This window comes from Mucilaginibacter myungsuensis, from assembly GCF_015222005.1.
Lineage (GTDB): Bacteria > Bacteroidota > Bacteroidia > Sphingobacteriales > Sphingobacteriaceae > Mucilaginibacter > Mucilaginibacter myungsuensis.
In genome coordinates, this window is the sequence record NZ_JADFFL010000001.1 from 275,007 (window position 1) to 293,661 (window position 18,655).

Here is an 18,655-nt window from a genome sequence, read left to right on the forward strand (position 1 = left end):
CCGAAAATTTTAGCTAAACAAAACATTTGCCCGTGTCTGACAGTATCGTCATTATACCTACCTACAACGAAAAGGAGAATATTCAGCGCATGATCCGCAAGGTAATGTCGCTTGAGTATGACTTTGACCTGCTTATCGTCGACGACGGCTCTCCGGATGGCACTGCTGCTATTGTAAAACAAATGCAGTTGGAGTTCCCTAACCGTGTTTTTCTTGAAGAGCGTAAAGGCAAATTAGGTTTAGGCACAGCCTATATCCACGGCTTTAAATGGTGTTTGGAGCGCCCTTACGAATACATTTTTGAGATGGACTGTGATTTCTCGCACAACCCCGACGATCTCATCCGTCTGCGGCAGGCTTGCGTGGAGGGTGCTGATATGTCCATCGGTTCACGCTATATCAAAGGCGTTAACGTCGTTAACTGGCCAATGAGCCGGGTGCTGATGAGCTACTTCGCTTCGGTATATGTTCGCTTCATTACCGGTATCGATATCCAGGACTCGACCGCTGGTTTTGTTTGCTATAAGCGCAAAGTACTGGAAGTTATCCAATTGCAAAAGATCAAGTTTGTAGGTTATGCTTTCCAGATCGAAATGAAGTATACTACGATCAAGCATGGCTTTAACGTGGTAGAGATACCGATCATCTTCACCGACCGTACCGTAGGCACGTCTAAAATGTCGAAAGGTATTTTTAAGGAGGCAATACTTGGTGTTATCCAAATGAAGATCAATAGTATCTTTAGGAAATATCCTGAGGGGTGATCATCGGGAGAATTTCGGATGTCGGACGTTCGATTTTAGATTTTTTTTGTGTTTTCGATTTGCGCGTTATTTCATCAAATAACTGCACTTTTTGCCTCTTATTTTACGTTTCTGTTATCGTTTGCAAAATACGCAACTGATAGGTTGCATATCGATTTTTAAAGCCAAATGTTGTTACGTTAATGGTCGCTAATTTTCTATAGATTTGACTTTAGGCGATGAGAACACCGAACAAAAATGCCGAACCAAAGATCAGCACCTCTAACGAACCGATACCAAGACAGAGGGCCACCGACGGTGAGACCGCATCAACTGACCATTTTACTCAGTTACTCGAACAAGAAGTTTCTAAAGCAATCCGAGATAAAGGCTACACATCTGAAGATCTTGATAATTTATTGAACGCCGAAAGTTGATACTGCGTTGATAACATTATCGAAACGTTGATTTGTCTCTTAAGGTAATCACACCTGAATGGTTGATCCAAAATTCTAATTCATCTTCTTTAAAAAATTTATCGATAACCTTCTTTCTGTTGAGTCGATGGTTGGTTCCAAAGCAACGATATAGGCCATCGTTATTTATGGCCATGACTTTCATTCTGGGATAATTTCCGGTTCCCTTTTGACATACCAAATCGCCAATCTTATAGTTTGTCTCCACAGTTAAGAATATTAAAAATTCAACAACAATCACGTTTCCATTCTATGCTAACCAAGAGTAAATTTACTAATAAAAGTAGCATTTGCAGTAATTTAAATTCGATAAGAATCATTTCGCAGACTTCTCATTGCACATTAAGGGTAGCATCTTTTCAAAATTATCTGCACATTTGCATATAGGCACATCTGCACATCGCGGTGGGCCCATCTGCAAACCAAAGAATGAACGAGCACCTCGATCCTGATCGTGAAAAACTTTCTGCTGCCGAATACGATATCGAAAAAGTACTTCGTCCGCAGGCTTTTGATGATTTTACCGGTCAGCAAAAAATATTAGATAACATTACCGTTTTTGTTCAGGCCGCCCGTATGCGTGGCGAGGCTTTGGACCATGTGCTGCTCCATGGCCCTCCGGGATTGGGTAAGACCACCCTATCGCACATCATCGCTAACGAAATGGGTGTAGGTATCAAGATCACCTCGGGCCCTGTATTGGACAAACCAGGCGACCTTGCCGGTCTGCTAACCAATCTGGAACCCGGCGACATTCTTTTTATCGACGAGATACATCGCCTAAGTCCTGTGGTGGAAGAATACCTGTACTCGGCCATGGAGGATTTTAAGATCGATATTATGTTGGAGAGCGGTCCTAATGCCCGCTCGGTGCAATTATCTTTAAATCCGTTCACGCTGGTCGGCGCTACTACCCGTTCGGGTTTGTTAACCGCTCCCCTACGGGCCCGTTTCGGGATCAATGCAAGACTTGAATATTATGATGCCAAGTTATTGACCACCATCTTATTAAGATCGGCAACGATATTAAAAACGCCTATTGATGAGACCGGCGCTTACGAGATAGCCCGCCGTAGCCGCGGTACGCCGCGTATAGGCAATGCCTTGTTGCGCAGGACACGTGACTTTGCCCAGATAAAAGGCAACGGCAGCATCGATACCGCCATAGCCAAATATGCCTTGAATGCGCTGAATGTGGACGAACACGGCCTGGATGAGATGGACAACAAGATCCTATCCACCATTATCGAGAAATTTAAAGGCGGCCCTGTGGGTTTAAAGACCATCGCGACAGCCGTTGGCGAGGACGAAGGCACCATTGAGGAGGTTTACGAACCTTTCCTGATACAGGAAGGTTTTTTGATGCGGACATCGCGCGGAAGAGAGGCTACCGAGCACGCTTACAAACATTTAGGCTTATTTAAAGCCGGAGGAACTCAAACACTATTTTAGTATATTTATCCACCATTATTAATTCACTTCATTTCAACTTGATGAAAAGATCATTACTTACCACTATGCTGTTAGGTGCTGCAATGCTTACGCAAGCACAAACAGTTGGCAAGGTAGTTAATCCGGTAGATTATGTAAACCCACTGATGGGTTCGGCATCAAAGCCGTCATTATCTAACGGTAACACCTACCCTGCCATCGCGCTGCCTTGGGGCATGAACACCTGGACACCGCAGACCGGCCCTAACGGCGACGGTTGGGCATACACTTATGATGCCGACAAGATCCGTGGCTTTAAACAAACCCACCAGCCATCGCCTTGGATGAACGATTACGGTGTGTTCTCGATCATGCCCGTGACCGGTAAAATGAAATTTACCGAGAACGACCGCGCAAGCTGGTTCAGCCACAAGGCCGAGATCGCTAAACCATATTACTACAGCGTCTATCTGGCGGATCACGATGTTACTACCGAGATCACCCCTACCGAGCGCGCTGCTCAATTCCGTTTCACATTTCCTAAGGCCGATAGCTCTTTCATCGTGATCGATGGTCAGGATCGTGGCTCGTACATCAAAGTTATCCCTGGTCAAAATAAGATCGTTGGTTACACGCAGCGTTATACCCGCGGCAAGATGACCAACTTTAAGAACTACTTTGTGATCTACAGCGATAAGCCGTTCACGTTCAACAAAACCTGGAGCACAACTGCTTCCGGCCGTGGCCGCGACCGTAAAGAGGTGAACCGTTTAGCCGGCAGAGATACTTTAGAGCTTACTGCTGACCATGTGGGCGCGGTTGTAGGTTTCAAGACCCGCCAAGGCGAGATCGTTAACCTAAAGGTAGCTTCGTCGTTCATCAGCTTAGAGCAAGCTGAGTTGAACCTGAAACGCGAGATCGGTAACAGCAGCTTTAACACCACCATGACCAACGGTCGCAACATCTGGAACAAAGCCTTGAGCAAGATCCAGGTTGAAGGTGGTTCTGTTGATCAGACCCGTACTTTTTACTCTTGCTTGTACCGTATGTTGTTCTTCCCGAACAAATTATACGAGTATGATGCCAACAACAAGATCGTTCACTACAGCCCTTACAATGGTAAGGTAGAACCTGGTTACATGTTCGGTGGTACCGGTTTCTGGGATACCTTCCGTGCGCTTTATCCATTCTTGAACCTGATGTACCCATCCATCAACAAAGAGATGCAGGAAGGCCTGGCTAACGACTTTAAAGAAGGCGGTTGGTTGCCTGAATGGTCGAGCCCGGGTTATTCAAACATCATGATCGGTAATAACTCTGCCGTGGTGGTATCTGATGCCTACATGAAAGGTATGCGCAACTACAGCATCAACACACTTTGGGATGCTGTTACGCACGGTGCTAATGGCGAAGGCCCGGAAGGTACCGGCCGTACAGGTGTTAAATATTACAATGAGTTAGGTTATGTACCTTACGATGTAAAGATCAACGAGAACGCTGCCCGTACTTTAGAGTACGCTTTTGACGATTTCGCGATCTACCAATTAGGTAAAGCTTTGGGTAAACCAGCTTCGGAGATAGAGATCTACAAGACCCGCTCTATGAACTACAAGAAATTGTTTGATCCGCAGACCGGTCTGATGCGTGGCAAAAACCAAAATGGTAGCTGGTCAACTCCTTTCAACCCTTTGAAATGGGGTGATGCCTTCACCGAGGGTAACTCATGGCACTACTCATGGAGCGTACTCCATGATATTAACGGCCTGGCTAACCTGATGGGTGGCAAAAAAGCATTCGTTAACAAACTGGATTCGGTATTTATGATACCTCCTATTTTTGACGATAGCTATTATGGCGGCGTTATCCACGAGATCCGCGAAATGCAGATCATGAACATGGGTAACTACGCGCACGGTAACCAGCCTATCCAACACATGATCTACCTGTACAACCACGGCGCTCAGCCTTGGAAAGCACAATATTGGGTACGTGAGGCTATGAACCGCCTATACAAACCAACTCCGGATGGCTATTGCGGCGACGAGGATAACGGTCAAACTTCGGCCTGGTATATCTTCTCTTCGTTAGGTTTCTACTCGGTTACCCCTACTGTTGATCAGTATGTGATCGGTGCGCCATTGTTTAAGAAAGCTACTTTGAACCTGGAGAACGGCAAGAAAGTAGTGATCAATGCTGCTAACAACAGCGACGCTAATCGCTACATCAAATCGATGACGGTTAACGGCAAACCTTACGACCTGAACTGGTTAAGCCACTCAGGCCTTCAAAAAGGTGCGGTGATCAACTTTAACATGGCCCCTGTCCCTAACAAGACACGTGGTATCAAAGATTCGTCTTTACCATACTCACTTTCTTTAGAGAAGTAAGATATCATGACCACATTAAAAAAACGGTTGTTATTGCTGATGCTACTTTGCCTGGTCAAGGCGGCATCGGCACAATCCAAACTTAACGTTTGCGTTGTCGGCTTAGATCACGATCATATTTATAATATCCTTAACGCGTACAGCAAAGGCCAGGTGAACATCATTGGCATTGCCGAACCAAATAAGATATTGTGGAGCAAATACGGCACGCGCTTTAAACTGCCCGATTCGGTATTTTTTGAGGACACTAAAAAGATGCTGGCCGTGCGTAAACCCGACGTGGTGTTAGGCTATAACGCCGTTGCTAAACATGTGGACATTGTGCGTGCCTGTGCACCCCTTGGTTTGCCTGTAATGGTAGAAAAACCATTGGCGGCAACACTTGGTCAGGCTAAAGAGATAGAGGCTCTATCAAAAAAACACAACACCAAAGTTTGGGTCAATTTTGAGACCACCTGGTATGCATCCAACCAAGCGGCTTACAATACGTTTGCTGCCGACAGCATTGGTGGTATCCGTAAAATGGTTTTCCATGACGGCCACGAAGGCCCGATAGAGATCGGTTGCAGCAAGGAATTTACCGACTGGCTCACCGACCCTATCCTTAACGGTGCGGGTGCTCTTAACGACTTTGGTTGCTACGGCGCCGACCTGGCCACTTGGTTTATGAAAGGGCAAAAACCTATTGCTGTTACCGCCGTTACCCGCCAATACAAACCGCAAGTTTACCCTAAGGTTGATGACGACGCGACCATTTTGGTGGAGTATGCTAATGCTACCGTCCTGATCGAAGGGTCATGGAACTGGCCATACTCTATTAAGGACATGGAAATATTTGGCGAGAAGGGCTATATCCATTCCTTAGATGGCAATAACGTTGTTACCCAGCTACGCGGCAAAAAAGCGGTGACACGTAAAGCACCACCATTGCCTGCACCTATCAACGATCCGCTGGTGTATTTGGCAGCCGCGTTGCAGGGCAAGATCACGGCTGATGACCAATCATCATTAGCTTATAATATGGTAGCTATGCAGATATTGGATGCTGCAAAACGTTCTGCCCAAACAGGCAAGCGCATAGTGCTGTAAGCACAGAAATTTGTTTATAATTAAAATTTTTTAAGTGGTGGTATAAATTTATTTTTACCGCCACTTTGTATTTAAATACCTCTAACCATATGCGTAAAGCGATATCTATGCTGGCCCTTGCAGGCATGTTCTTCTCTAATACCGTTTCGGCACAAAACAACGCCGCCATCATTGCCAAAAAGCAAGTTCCTATTCTTTGCTACCACCAGATCCGCGATTGGAAGTCGACCGACTCTAAAGGAGCTAAAGATTACATCGTTCAGGTACAAGCTTTTAAAGACCACATGAAAATGCTGGCCGACAGCGGTTATCATACCATCCTGCCCGATCAGCTGCATGCTTACCTGACCAAAGGCGCGGCACTACCAAGCAAACCGATCATGCTAACTTTCGATGATACCGATCTGGATCAGTTCACCGTAGCTAATCCTACGTTAAAAAAATACGGCTTTAAAGCAGTTTATTTTGTGATGACCGTATCTATCGGTCGCCCGCGTTACATGACCGCTGCGAACATCAAGCAACTGTCTGACGAAGGCAACGTGATCGCCTCCCACACCTGGGATCACCACCGCGTTGATAAATACTCGCACAATTCGGAGCTGATCATTAAAGGCCTGAATGGTAAGATCACCAAACGCCCAACAGACGACTGGGTTACCCAAATAGACAAACCGACCAAAAAATTAGAAGAGATCACCGGCAAAAAAGTAAAGTACTTTGCCTACCCCTTCGGCATCTGGAAAAAACCTGTGTTACCTGAGTTTAACAAAAAAGGCTTTAAACTGGCCTTCCAATTAGCCGACAAACGCGATCCGGATTATCCGTTATTGACCGTTCGTCGTATTTTGGATAGCGGATATTGGAGCACAAAGACGCTGAGTAACGCGATCAGGAATAGTTTTTAAGCCCCCGGCCCCTGAAGGGGGAATTAGAATATTGAGCCTTGCAAGTTTTGGACTTGTGAGGCTTTTTTGTTTCATGCCCACTTTCCAATCCCTCCTTGGGGAGGGATTGGAAACATAGTAGGTTTGACTTTCTATATGAGTGGCGCAAGTCAATCCCTCCTCGGGGAGGGGCGCGAGGGGCTTGTGCGGCTGCAGGGAGGGGTTAGCCACGATGCATATCGACGAAACCCCTCCCTGCCTTCACGCTTATTCCATCCGCACCCCTCCCCAAGGAGGGATTGGGAAAAACGGCCATCTCTAACCTTCAAAAACGTATCTTTGCTCCCCAATGCAAAACCGCTCTGCATACTCCCAACTCATCAAAGCCGAGGCCAAACGCCTGGGCTTTATGTTTTGCGGCATTGCTAAGGCAGAGTTTTTGGAGGAGGAAGCGCCACGCTTGGAAACCTGGCTAAACAAGGGCATGCACGGCGAAATGAAGTACATGGAAAACTACTTCGACAAGCGACTGGACCCGAGGTTGTTGGTTGACGATGCTAAGTCGGTAATATCATTGGGGCTGAATTATTATACCGATGAAAAACAGCTTGATCCTTTAGCACCTAAGATATCCAAATATGCTTATGGAGCTGATTATCACACCGTCATCAAAGAAAAGTTAAAAGAATTATTAAATACGATTCAGGAGCAGATCGGTGATGTTGGCGGTCGTGCTTTTGTGGATTCCGCACCTGTGTTGGATAAGGCCTGGGCTAAAAAGGCCGGCTTGGGTTGGGTGGGTAAAAACACCAATCTGATCAATCAGCGATCAGGATCGTTCTTCTTTTTGTGCGAGCTGATCATTGATGCCGAACTGGAATATGATATCCAGCCCACGGCCGACCATTGCGGTACCTGCACCCGCTGTATCGACGCCTGTCCTACCGAGGCTATTGTAGCCCCGTACATCGTTGATGGCAGTCGGTGCATCTCCTACCTCACCATTGAACTAAAGAACGAGCTACCGCAAGAATTTAAAGGCAAGACCGACGACTGGATGTTCGGCTGCGACGTTTGTCAGGACGTATGCCCCTGGAATAAATTTTCTACCCTGCATACCGAACCTGCCTTTAAACCCCACCATGAACTATTGGGCATGACCCAACGCGATTGGCAAGAGATCACTGAAGATACTTTTAAAGCTGTATTCAAGAATTCAGCGGTAAAGAGGACGAAGTACACGGGGCTGACGAGAAACATCAGTTTTTTGAAGAGTTAGAGACAAGAATAAAGAGTCAAGAATCAAGACAGAAGTTTGGAAACAAAAAGCCGACCGGAATAGAACCAACAATATAAATCCAAGGATCAAGATAGAAATTTGGGAACAAAAAAGCCGAAAAGCTTTCGCTTCCCGGCTCGATACCGTAAGTCCTTGTCTTGATTCTTGACTCTATACTCTTGAATCTTTTTCCTGACGCTGTATTCCTGATTCTCTTCTCAGAGCTTTTTAAACTTATCTTTCAACGCCGACAGCATGTCTTCATCCACAGGTTTGGCCGGGGTCTTATCCTCGCGCTTTACAAATGGTTTTTGCTGATAGGTTGGCTTCGGCTTGTTGTAGTTAGGGTTGCCGCCTTGCGGTTGTGCCGGGCGTTGCTGTTGTTGTGCTTGCTCTCCTTGCGCAGGTTTTGGTTGCGGCGGACGCGCGGCACGTTCGGCCTGGCGTTTGTCGTTCCAACGTTTGTAGATGGCTTCGAGCTGTTTTTTGGTGTACAATGGGAAATCGCCCTGCATCATCCAGCTATAATAGCTCGGCTCGATGTTGAATACCTCTTCTACCGGGCGGCCTTTGTGTTTACCAAAGTTAAAGCATTCCTCGCCGGCATCGTTAAATACCATACGGCCTGCAAAATCTACATTGCGGTTAAGGTTAGTGAACACGTGTAACGCTTCTACATCACCTACAACCGGGGTACTTTTATTGCCTTGTTTATCTTCGAACTCGGTATTTTCGTAACGCTCTATCTGGGCTAATAATACCTCCATGGTCGCGCGGGTGTCGGCCTCGGCAGTATGCGCGTTGATGATGTCCTTATCGCAATAGAATTTATAAGCGGCTTTGAGCGTACGTTGCTCCATTTGGTGGAAGATGTTCTGCACGTCCACCGTGTGGCGCTCGTCCAGGCTAAAATCAATATTGGCACGCATAAATTCCTCCATCAGCATCGGGATGTCGAATTTGTTGGAGTTGTAACCGGCAAGGTCGGCATCGCCAATAAAATCGGCTATCTCGGTGCCTATCTCTTTAAATGTCGGTTTATCGGCAATATCAGCATCGTAAATACCATGGATCAACGAAACTTCTAAGGGTATCGGCATAGCCGGGTTCACGCGCCAGGTCTTCACCTCGTCGTGCCCGTCCGGAAAAAGCTTTATTACAGAAAGTTCGACTATACGGTCGGCCCCCACGTTGGTGCCGGTGGCTTCGATATCGAAGAACGCAAGCGGCCTCTTGAGTATTAATTTCATTAGATGTGTAAATGCAACACAAAGGTGCTTAAAAGAAAGTACAAACCCCGCCTAATTATAATTTATTTCGGCGTCTGATGAAAATTCCGTATCTTTATTATCACTTAGACCTATTATTTTAAATGAAACTCTGGTTATTATTCCTGTCTTTTGGGGCGTTGCCTTTCGGTGTGTTCGCTCAGAATTTAAAGTTTGGTGAGGTTGCTGCCGATGAGATGAGCATGAAGATGTATGCAAAGGACAGCTCGGCCCATGCCGTTGTGCTGAATGAATTTGGCAAGACCTGGCTCAGCAGCGCCGACCACACCCCACTCATCCACGAGTACTACGTAAAAATAAAGCTATTTGATACCGAGGCCTTTAAGTATGGCACGATAGAGATCCCGCTGTACCGTGAGGATAACGACCGCTTTGAGACCGTCACCGATATCAAGGCCATCACTTACTACCGCGACGAGAACAATCAACTACACACTGCCGAACTGGACAAAAAGAGCATCTTCCGCGTTAACGAGAACAAACATTGGGACGTACTGAAATTTACCTTGCCCAACCTGCGCCCGGGCTGCGTGATCGAGTATCAATACACCATGGAGACCTTTCGCCTGTGGAATTTTAAAGAATGGCGTTTTCAGTGGAATATCCCCAAGGTTTACTCGGAATACGAGGCGCATATCCCCGCGTTTTACAACTACAACGTGCAATTGGTCGGCCCGTATAAACTGGACAAAAGCCCCGCCGTGCTTGAGCGCGATTGCTTTATGCCGGGCTACGGTGTTAAGTGCGATTGCTCTAAGATAAATTACGTGATGACCAATATCCCGGCCTTTGTGGAGGAGGAATACATGACATCGCCTAAAAATTTCATGTCGGCTGTTTATTATGAACTGTCTGACTATTATGATTTTGGCACAGGCAAGAACATCAAAGTAGCCAAAGAATGGAAGGACGTTGACCTTGACGTTAAGCGCGACCAATATTTTGGCGGACAGATAAAACGTTCGCCCGTGCCTAAGGCTGTGTTGGATGGGTTGATCGCCGGCAAGACCGACGAAATGGAAAAAGCCAAGGCCATTTACAAATTCATCCAGAACAGTTTTAAGTGGAACAACTTTATAGGCTGGCGGTCGGAGAAAGTAAAAACCGCCTTTGAGGCCCATACCGGCAGCGTAGCGGATATCAACCTGAGTTTGATCGGTACCCTTAATGCCGCCGGTATCAAGACCGACGCGGTGCTGCTATCAACCCGCGACCATGGCATGGTGAACAAGCTTTTCCCTGTCGAGACCGGGTTTAACTACGTGGTGGCTACCACCAAGATCGGCGATAAAACTTACATGCTGGATGCTACCGACCCGTTGTTGCCATTTGGACTGCTACCCTTAGAATGTATTAACGACCAGGGCCGGGTGGTGAGTTTGGATAAACCGTCGTACTGGGTAGATATGGTGGCAGCCGAGAAAAAGGGCCGTACCATTATGTTCGACGTTACCTTGCAGGAGAACGGTAAGTTTAAAGGCACTATGGTAAATTACTCGCTTGGTTACGAAGCTTTGGACAAGCGCCACGCCATGAGGAGGTACAACACCATGGACGAATATGTAGAAGAACTTGATGATCGCCTCAAAAAAGTAAAGATCAAAAAGTTCGACATTAAGAACCTGGATACCTTAGATGCCCCGCTGATCGAGAGTTACGAGGTAGAGATGGATGGATATCCCGACCTGAGTGCTGTCAAATATTCGTTCAACGCGTATTTTATCAATCGCGTTAACGAGAACCCATTTAAGCTGGAAGAGCGTAATTACCCGGTAGACCGCGGCGCTATTTACGACGACCGCTTCGTATTGAACCTGCACCTGCCGGCAAACATGGAGATAGAAAGTTTACCCGAAAACGTGGCCCTGGCTATGCCGGTACAAGGTGGCCGCTTTATGGTAGATTACAATAAAACAGCCGATGGGTTAAGTTTCTCTCATCGTACGCAGTTCAACCGTTCGGTATATTCCACGTCAGAATATCCTTATCTGAAGGAGATGTTCAACAAGATCATACAGGCGCAAAGCGGCGAGATCGTATTTAAGAAAAAGTGATGAGGGCTTACTGTCTGTTGATCTGTTTATACTTTATGGGAGGCATTGTGTATGCCCAGCAAAATTATGATGTGGCGCTTATCCCTAAACCCTTACTCCCCTACGCCACGGCCGTAGTGCGCAATTGCGATGAAAGCATTGAGGTGAAGGGTCTGGATAACACCATTTACCGCATTAAGCAGGCCACCACCATTATGAATAAAAATGGCGACGACCATGCCCAGATCGTGGTGTGGCATAACAAGGGCAACGTGATCAAGTACATTAAGGGCGTGGTTTACGATGCAGGCGGTAAGCAGATAGGCAAGTTTACTGAGAAAGATTTTGATGACTCGAACGCGGCCGGTGGCGAGAACTTATTCGCCGATTCGCGGGTGAAACATTATCGTCCGTCTATGATCATTTATCCTTACACCGTGGCTTATGAGTACGAGGTACGATCCAAACAAAGCCTAAACCTGAACGATTGGGAACCAAACCCCGGCGCTGGCGTATCGGTAGAGAAAAGTTCGTTCACCGTAACTACCAAGGGCGACTTTATCCTGAGGTATAAAGAGATCAACTGCCCGCAAAAGGCCGAGACCGGCACCAATGCCCAGGGACAGAATACCTATAAATGGGAACTGACCAACCTGAAAGCCATCCGGCCCGAGCCGTATAGCCCTGATCCGGAAAACTATCAGACAATGGTGAAGCTATCGCCGGCAAAATTTAGTTACGAAGGCATCCCGGGCGAGTATAATAACTGGAAAGATCTGGGTAAATGGATCTATGATAAGTTGCTGACCGGAAGGGATAAATTGCCCGAAGAGACCATCCAAAAAGTAAAACAATTGACAGCCGGCATTGCCGATCCAAAGCAAAAGGCCAAAGCCATTTACAACTACATGCAGCAAAAGACCCGCTACGTAAGCGTGCAGGTGGGCTTGGGCGGCTACCAACCGTTTTTAGCTGCGGATGTCGACCGCAATAGTTATGGGGATTGTAAAGCGCTGGTGAATTACACACAAGCGTTACTGAAAGTGGCCGGCATATCGTCGTGGTATTGTGTGGTGAAGAGTGGCAGCTGGAAAAAGAGCTTCGACCCGGATATAGCCACCATGGGCCAAGGCGACCATGTGATATTGGCCATCCCTTTTAAGAATGACACTACTTGGCTGGAATGTACCAGTCAGATCGCTCCCTTCGGTTTTTTGGGCGATTTTACAGATGACCGTTTGGTATTGGCCTGTACCCCCGAAGGCGGCAAGTTGCTGCATACCCCAAAATATACGTCGGCCACCAATGCTACCATCCGTAAAGCGGTGTTGGATATCGACGACAAGGGCAACCTGAGGGGCAATATGAATACCAGCTTTACCGGCACCGACTATGACACCCGTTACCGCTTTATCAATTCGGCTTATGCAGAACAGGTGAAGAATATTAAAGAGATATATCCCATCCCTAACTTTGATGTGGAGAGCCTAAAATTGACCAGGGCCGATGATGAGCGGGCGGTCTCTACTGAGGTTATCAAACTAAATTCGAGAGAGTTCGCTAATACCAACTCGGGCAAGTTATATTTTAAGATCAACCTGGCTACACGGCCGGGCGGTGTTCCTAAGGAATTGCGCAACCGCACTACCGATGTGTACATTAACCGGGGCTATGTAGAGGAGGATGAGTTTACCTATACCCTACCCAAAGGCTACAAACCCGACCGGACTTTGAGCAATACCGTGTTGGATAAACCCTTTGGCAAATTTACGCTGACCACCAAACTTGATGGCGACAAACTGACCTATAAACGGCGTCTGCAGATCAACGACGGCACCTATCCAAAAGAAAGCTACGATGAACTGATAGAGTTTATGCAGGCCATAGCCGACACGGACAGCGAGACCATGGTATTGGCCAAGGCTAACTGAAAATAATGATGCCAAGGATAATGCCTACGATCATTACCACATAAAGCAATATCTCGTTCTGGGCAAATTTTTTGTACTTAGTCCAAAAGGTATAGTCTTCCTTTTTATTCATGGGGCAAAGGTACAGTTTTGGGTTTTATCATAGGGTAGATCAACCACGAAGTTCACAAAGAGAGGAAGCACAAGGAACGCAAAGGTCTTGCCTATTCCTTAAACCTTTGCGCGCTTTGTGGTTAAATAATAAGACCGCCTCGTCAGCATCGTTGTAAATAACATCAACGTTAAACCTTTATTAATTAACTTGCTCCAAACAAAGCTATTGCACCCTAACGGTAGCCTGCATAAACCTACATCAACCCAACATGACCAAACTACTGACCTTATTGCTGGCCTTTGCCGCCGCGTTGCCTGCCTTCGGGCAAGAGTTGAACGTACCCAAGGGTAAAGAGTTTTCTTACACTACGCGTGTTACCGGCAGCGGTACGCGCAGCTATGATATTTATAACATCTACAATTTTAGATCTTTGGGTAAAAATGTCAATGGCGATAACGTTTTTGAATGCACACTTATCAAGTCGGCAAATAAAGACAACGCGGATGTTAAGGAGTATGATCTTGATACGGATGACCTTAGATCGGCCAAATTCAACAACTCAGGCGTATTAAATTCAGTTGCGTTTTTGCATAAACCGTTCACGGTCATTATTAATAAATACGGCAAAATAGTGAAGATGGACGGACTGGAACAAATAGTGAATGACGCGGCGGTGAAATGGGGTTTGTCGGCTGGCATGAAACAACAGCTGACCAGTCATTCCGGCACGATTAATTATAATATCCAACAACTTTTTTTCCAGATCCCGCAACAATATACCGGTGCAGGTAACAACTGGAAGACCAAAGATGGAACTACTTATAAAATATCGCCTACCAATATCTCAACAATAACCTCTGTTGACCTCGGCCAGGAGGTTAAACAGTTTCAGGAAGTCGATAAGAAAAAAAACACATTTATTAAGATCAACTATGTATCGGGGACTTTTACGGGGGATCGGGCGGTTTATATTCTTGATGCGAAGACAGGTTTGATCCAAAATTCGCTAAAGGACAGGAATTTTAACGCTGACTATAGCTCGGTAAAAAACCAAGTGGTTGATAAATCCGAACAACATATCGGATCGGCAGGGAAATATGCCCCCGCCGATACAACATGGTCGGACATGGCCGTAACACTTAGCAGTTTTGCTGACGCGCTTAAAACTAATGGTAAACCGGACATCACCAAATTGTCGGCTTATTTTAATGCCAATGATAAAAGATTTGTAACAGACACCTATTACATCACTCAAAAACTAAGGGTGCTGGGAAATATGTATGACGATGACTCGCTCGCCAAAAAGATCTACGATAGCACCTTGTTCAACACTCCGGACAAGTATCTTCATGCCCGACATGATAATTTATATACAGCGCTGGGTAGTAAGTTTGCCAAACTATCGCGCGGTGGTCAGCCACAAAAGGCTTATGAAACCTCCAAATACTTTTTTGATAGCGAGATGATCAAATTTTGGCTGCACGAGGCCACATCTCAAACCTTCTTGTTCAATGGTGAGAATGAGGCGATCGAAAGGGCCAATAATTTAGAACTTCTAAGGCTAATGAGTGCCGATAACGAACAGGGAATGCGGGCTGTTGCTAAACCTTTGTATTTGTGGGCCTCAGCAAAAAAAGACAGTACGAACACCGAACTATTGTTACAGAACATTGCTCAGCTTAACGCGATGGACGAACGCGCTATGCAACGGGGCAAGGCTGGCCGCTATGCTTTGCTCATGTATGATATGTTGTTAAAGAGAGGTAAGCAAGCGGAAGCTGAAAAGTTTTTGGATATTACCATAGGCAAACTATCTAAAGCGGTTGAAGATACGCTTTACAAAGACCGCATACAGGACCGATCGCTACTGGCACATGCCTACTACCTAAAATATCAGGCAGAAAAAACCGCAGGCAGAACGGACGCGCTGAAAAACCTTTCACTAGCGGCTCAATTTTCACCATCCGGACCAGCTGACAAAGACAGGATGATGATGATGGATCGACATTTTTTGAAGTCGAAAGAGAGCTATCGCCAAGATCTGATGGAGCACCTATTTGCATTAGGTAACGAAAAGGAAGCTTTAAAGGCATTTGCCGCTCACATTAGCGCCGAGCCGGAAAGCCTGACCGAAATGAAAGCACTTTATGAAAGTAAGTTCCCCGGCAAAAATTTCAAAACAGCGTTTCAAAACGATGTGGTGGCGAGTTGGGATACCGCGCCGGAATTCGAGCTAAAAGACTGGAAAGATAAGGATCATCAACTAAAAGAATACCTGAACAAGTGGATAGTTATTGATTTTTGGGGGACCTGGTGCGGCCCGTGTCAAGAAGAAGCACCAGGCATCAACCAGTTCAACAACGCGCTGTCCGACGATCCCAACGCTGCCTTTTTAAGTATAGCATGTAAAGATTGGCCAGATCATGTGACCACTTTTATGAATAAATTCAATTACACGTTCCCGGTACTGATGTCTGATAATAAGATAGAACACAAATTCAAAGTCGACGGTTACCCTTACAAGGTTTTGGTATCCCCCACCGGCAAATACATTACGTTGGAGCGAGGCAAAGATTGGAAGAAGATCCTGAAAACATTTAGCAGTATATAAAGCAACATGGCACAGATACTCTGCATCTTATCGCTATCTTCAACAACCAGTTATCCAACCATGACCAAATTACTTACTTCACTGTTTTTAATTGCGGCTGCTGTCCCTTGCCTGGCGCAGGAATTGAATGTGCCGAAAGGAAAAGAATTCTCGTACACTACGCAGATCGATGGCACCGGCACTCAAAAATATAACACGGCTAAAACCTATAATTTCCGTTCTTTAGGTAAGGATGCGGATGGCAATAGTGTATTTGAGTGCACGCTGATCCGCATAGTAGATAAACAAGATCATGATCGTGATGGCAAACCGTCGATCAATAGCGATAATGCCGCGTCATCTAAATTCAATAGCACCAGCATTATCGATGCTTTGGCCATCCTGAATAAACCTTTTAAAGTGACCGTTGACAAAGAAGGCAAAGTGCTTAAGGTTGACGGTGCCGATGAAGCCGCCAAAGCGGCCGGCGTAAAATGGGATCTGGACGCTGATACTAAAAATAGACTGATCAGTCATACACAATTCATCAGCTCGCAAATTCAGCAAATGTTCTTTTGGGTGCCGGGTGGAATTACGGACAAGACCGCTACCGAATGGAAAGCAAAGAACGGCCGGATCTACAAGGTCTCCCCTGTCGATGTGGTGCCTAATAACCTTAACCTGAACACTGAGGTAAAGAAACCTTTAGATGCTCCGAATAATGACCAGTCGCTGGTTAGGATCACTACCAAGGCTAACGACATGACCAATGAGTTAGCCGAGTACATCATAGATACCAAGACCGGTTTGGTGCAAACTTCGACCAAGAAACGGGATATGACCCTGCACATGAGTTCGCAAGAGATGCGCCACATTGATAAGACCGAGCAAAAGATCGGTGCGCCGGCAAAACCTGTTCAGCAGGATACAACGGTAACGGATATGATGGTCCAAATGGGTTCATTCTCGGATGCGATGCAGGTCAACCGTAAGTATGACCTGGACAAAATGCAGCGTTATTTTAAGGCTAACGATGCCAAATTTAACGGTAACCCATACTACCATAGTGCCAAACTGGGCGCGATACAACAGTTACCTAAAAGTGACGCCAACAGCGCCCTTTACGATAGCCTTTTGCTGGCAACCCCAAGCAAATATTTATACATTAAGGAGGGTCTTCACACACAGCTGATCAATAAATTTTACAAACTATCCGAGACCGACCCAGAGAAAGCCTACGAGGTAGCCCAACAATTTTACGATACAGATCGGTTTAGGGAGTGGGTACAAACGACCACCGCACAAACATTCTTAAGTCCATCAAAAGCCTATCCTAAGGAGTGGGATATCGCCCTTAAACTGGTAACTAAGATGTATAACGCTAAAGAGCCTATTCTGAAAAAGGAATTTACACCGCTATACCTTTGGGCCACCGCGCGTAAGGATACTTCCAACACAGCTTTATTGATGGCCAACGCCAAACAATTGGCCGCTGCCGATAAGCAAACCTTCCGTTTGGGCATGGGCGGCCGCTACGGTCTACTACTGTATGGGATGTTAGAAAAAGCCGGCAAACCTATCGAGGCCAAGACCATGCTGGACGCGACCATCACCAAACTGCACAATGCTGCCACCGATAGTACCAACGTGCTGATGGTAGATGATAAGTACACCTTGGCCCATGCCTATTACCTAAAGTACCTGGCAGAAAAAAAACGCGGCAATTTGAACGCGCCGAACTACCTATCGCTGGCGGCCCAAAATTCGCCATCCGGACCCAACGATAAAACTTACGCGAGGGGCTACGACAGCCATTTCCTGAAGTCGAAGCCAAGCTATCGCGAAGATCATATACAGTACCTATTATCCATTGGCGATGAGCGAAAGGCCGCTAAAAGCATTGCCGCTCACATTAGCGCCGAGCCGGAAAGCCTGCCCCAAATGAAAAAACTTTATCAGGGCAAATATCCTGACAAGGACTTTAAAATGGTGTTTATGAAAGACGTGGTAGGCAGTTGGCCGAACGCACCGGATTTTAACCTGCTGGATCTGGAAAACCGTAGCCACTCGCTGACCGAATATCTGAACAAGTGGACCGTAATAGATTTTTGGGGAACATGGTGTGGCCCATGCGTTGCCGAACTGCCCGATGTCAACGGCTTTTATCAGGAGTTGGCCACGGACGATAACGCCTCTTTCGTGAGCATTGCATGCAAGGACTTTACGCAGACCGTTATCCCGTTCATGAAAAAAAACGACTACAGTTTCCCGGTACTGATGTCGGATGGAAAGATCCAGCAAAAGTTTTTGGTACGGGCCTATCCGCATAAAGTATTGGTATCGCCAAGCGGAAAATTCATCCCTATAGAATACGGTAAGGATTGGCGCAAGATCCTGAAAACTTTTAGCAGTATTTAGATCACCTT

At 46.3% G+C, this 18,655-nt stretch carries 12 protein-coding genes; 11 read left to right on the top strand and 1 reads right to left on the bottom strand.

Features of this window, described 5'->3' with window-relative positions; translation table 11 throughout:
- The first annotated feature begins 32 nt into the window (after positions 1-32).
- The 7 genes from IRJ16_RS01215 to queG all read left to right on the top strand — a co-directional run bounded on the left by IRJ16_RS01215 (position 33) and on the right by queG (position 8,292).
- The gene (locus IRJ16_RS01215; protein ID WP_194109691.1) at positions 33-764 is read left to right on the top strand and encodes a polyprenol monophosphomannose synthase; all 732 of its coding nucleotides are present in this window, start codon (positions 33-35) and stop codon (positions 762-764) included.
- Positions 765-982: 218 nt separating this feature from the next.
- Entirely contained in the window at positions 983-1,180 is a 198-nt protein-coding gene (locus IRJ16_RS01220; protein WP_194109692.1) for a hypothetical protein, read from the top strand.
- A 468-nt stretch (positions 1,181-1,648) separates the two neighbouring features.
- Positions 1,649-2,671 carry a Holliday junction branch migration DNA helicase RuvB gene (gene ruvB / locus IRJ16_RS01225; protein ID WP_194109693.1) on the top strand — a complete coding sequence of 341 codons (1,023 nt, stop codon included), beginning with the start codon at positions 1,649-1,651 and terminating at the stop codon, positions 2,669-2,671.
- Between the two features lie 41 nt (positions 2,672-2,712).
- Positions 2,713-5,037, top strand: a complete 2,325-nt coding sequence (locus IRJ16_RS01230; RefSeq protein WP_194109694.1) for a GH92 family glycosyl hydrolase — start codon at positions 2,713-2,715, stop codon at positions 5,035-5,037.
- Positions 5,038-5,043: 6 nt separating this feature from the next.
- The gene (locus IRJ16_RS01235) at positions 5,044-6,126 is read left to right on the top strand and encodes a Gfo/Idh/MocA family protein (RefSeq protein WP_194109695.1); all 1,083 of its coding nucleotides are present in this window, start codon (positions 5,044-5,046) and stop codon (positions 6,124-6,126) included.
- A gap of 107 nt (positions 6,127-6,233) precedes the next feature.
- The gene (locus IRJ16_RS01240) at positions 6,234-7,034 is read left to right on the top strand and encodes a polysaccharide deacetylase family protein (protein WP_228079804.1); all 801 of its coding nucleotides are present in this window, start codon (positions 6,234-6,236) and stop codon (positions 7,032-7,034) included.
- A gap of 328 nt (positions 7,035-7,362) precedes the next feature.
- Positions 7,363-8,292 (top strand): tRNA epoxyqueuosine(34) reductase QueG, encoded by a 930-nt coding sequence (queG, locus tag IRJ16_RS01245; RefSeq protein ID WP_194109697.1) that lies wholly within the window; start codon positions 7,363-7,365, stop codon positions 8,290-8,292.
- 218 nt (positions 8,293-8,510) lie between these two features.
- Here the strand turns inward: queG and IRJ16_RS01250 are convergent, their stop codons facing one another.
- Positions 8,511-9,542, bottom strand: coding sequence for a 3'-5' exonuclease (locus IRJ16_RS01250; RefSeq protein WP_194109698.1), 1,032 nt, complete (start codon positions 9,540-9,542; stop codon positions 8,511-8,513).
- 122 nt (positions 9,543-9,664) lie between these two features.
- Between IRJ16_RS01250 and IRJ16_RS01255 the strand changes: the two genes are divergently transcribed.
- The 4 genes from IRJ16_RS01255 to IRJ16_RS01270 all read left to right on the top strand — a co-directional run bounded on the left by IRJ16_RS01255 (position 9,665) and on the right by IRJ16_RS01270 (position 18,647).
- Positions 9,665-11,635: a DUF3857 domain-containing protein gene (locus tag IRJ16_RS01255; protein WP_194109699.1), complete on the top strand. Its 1,971-nt coding sequence runs from the start codon at positions 9,665-9,667 to the stop codon at positions 11,633-11,635.
- Complete coding sequence (locus IRJ16_RS01260) at positions 11,635-13,545, top strand: DUF3857 domain-containing protein (protein WP_194109700.1); 1,911 nt, start codon at positions 11,635-11,637, stop codon at positions 13,543-13,545. The genes IRJ16_RS01255 and IRJ16_RS01260 overlap by 1 nt, the downstream gene beginning before the upstream one ends.
- A gap of 362 nt (positions 13,546-13,907) precedes the next feature.
- Entirely contained in the window at positions 13,908-16,250 is a 2,343-nt protein-coding gene (locus IRJ16_RS01265) for a DUF6263 family protein (RefSeq protein WP_194109701.1), read from the top strand.
- Positions 16,251-16,310: 60 nt separating this feature from the next.
- Positions 16,311-18,647, top strand: coding sequence for a DUF6263 family protein (locus tag IRJ16_RS01270; RefSeq protein WP_194109702.1), 2,337 nt, complete (start codon positions 16,311-16,313; stop codon positions 18,645-18,647).
- Positions 18,648-18,655: the final 8 nt, after the last annotated feature.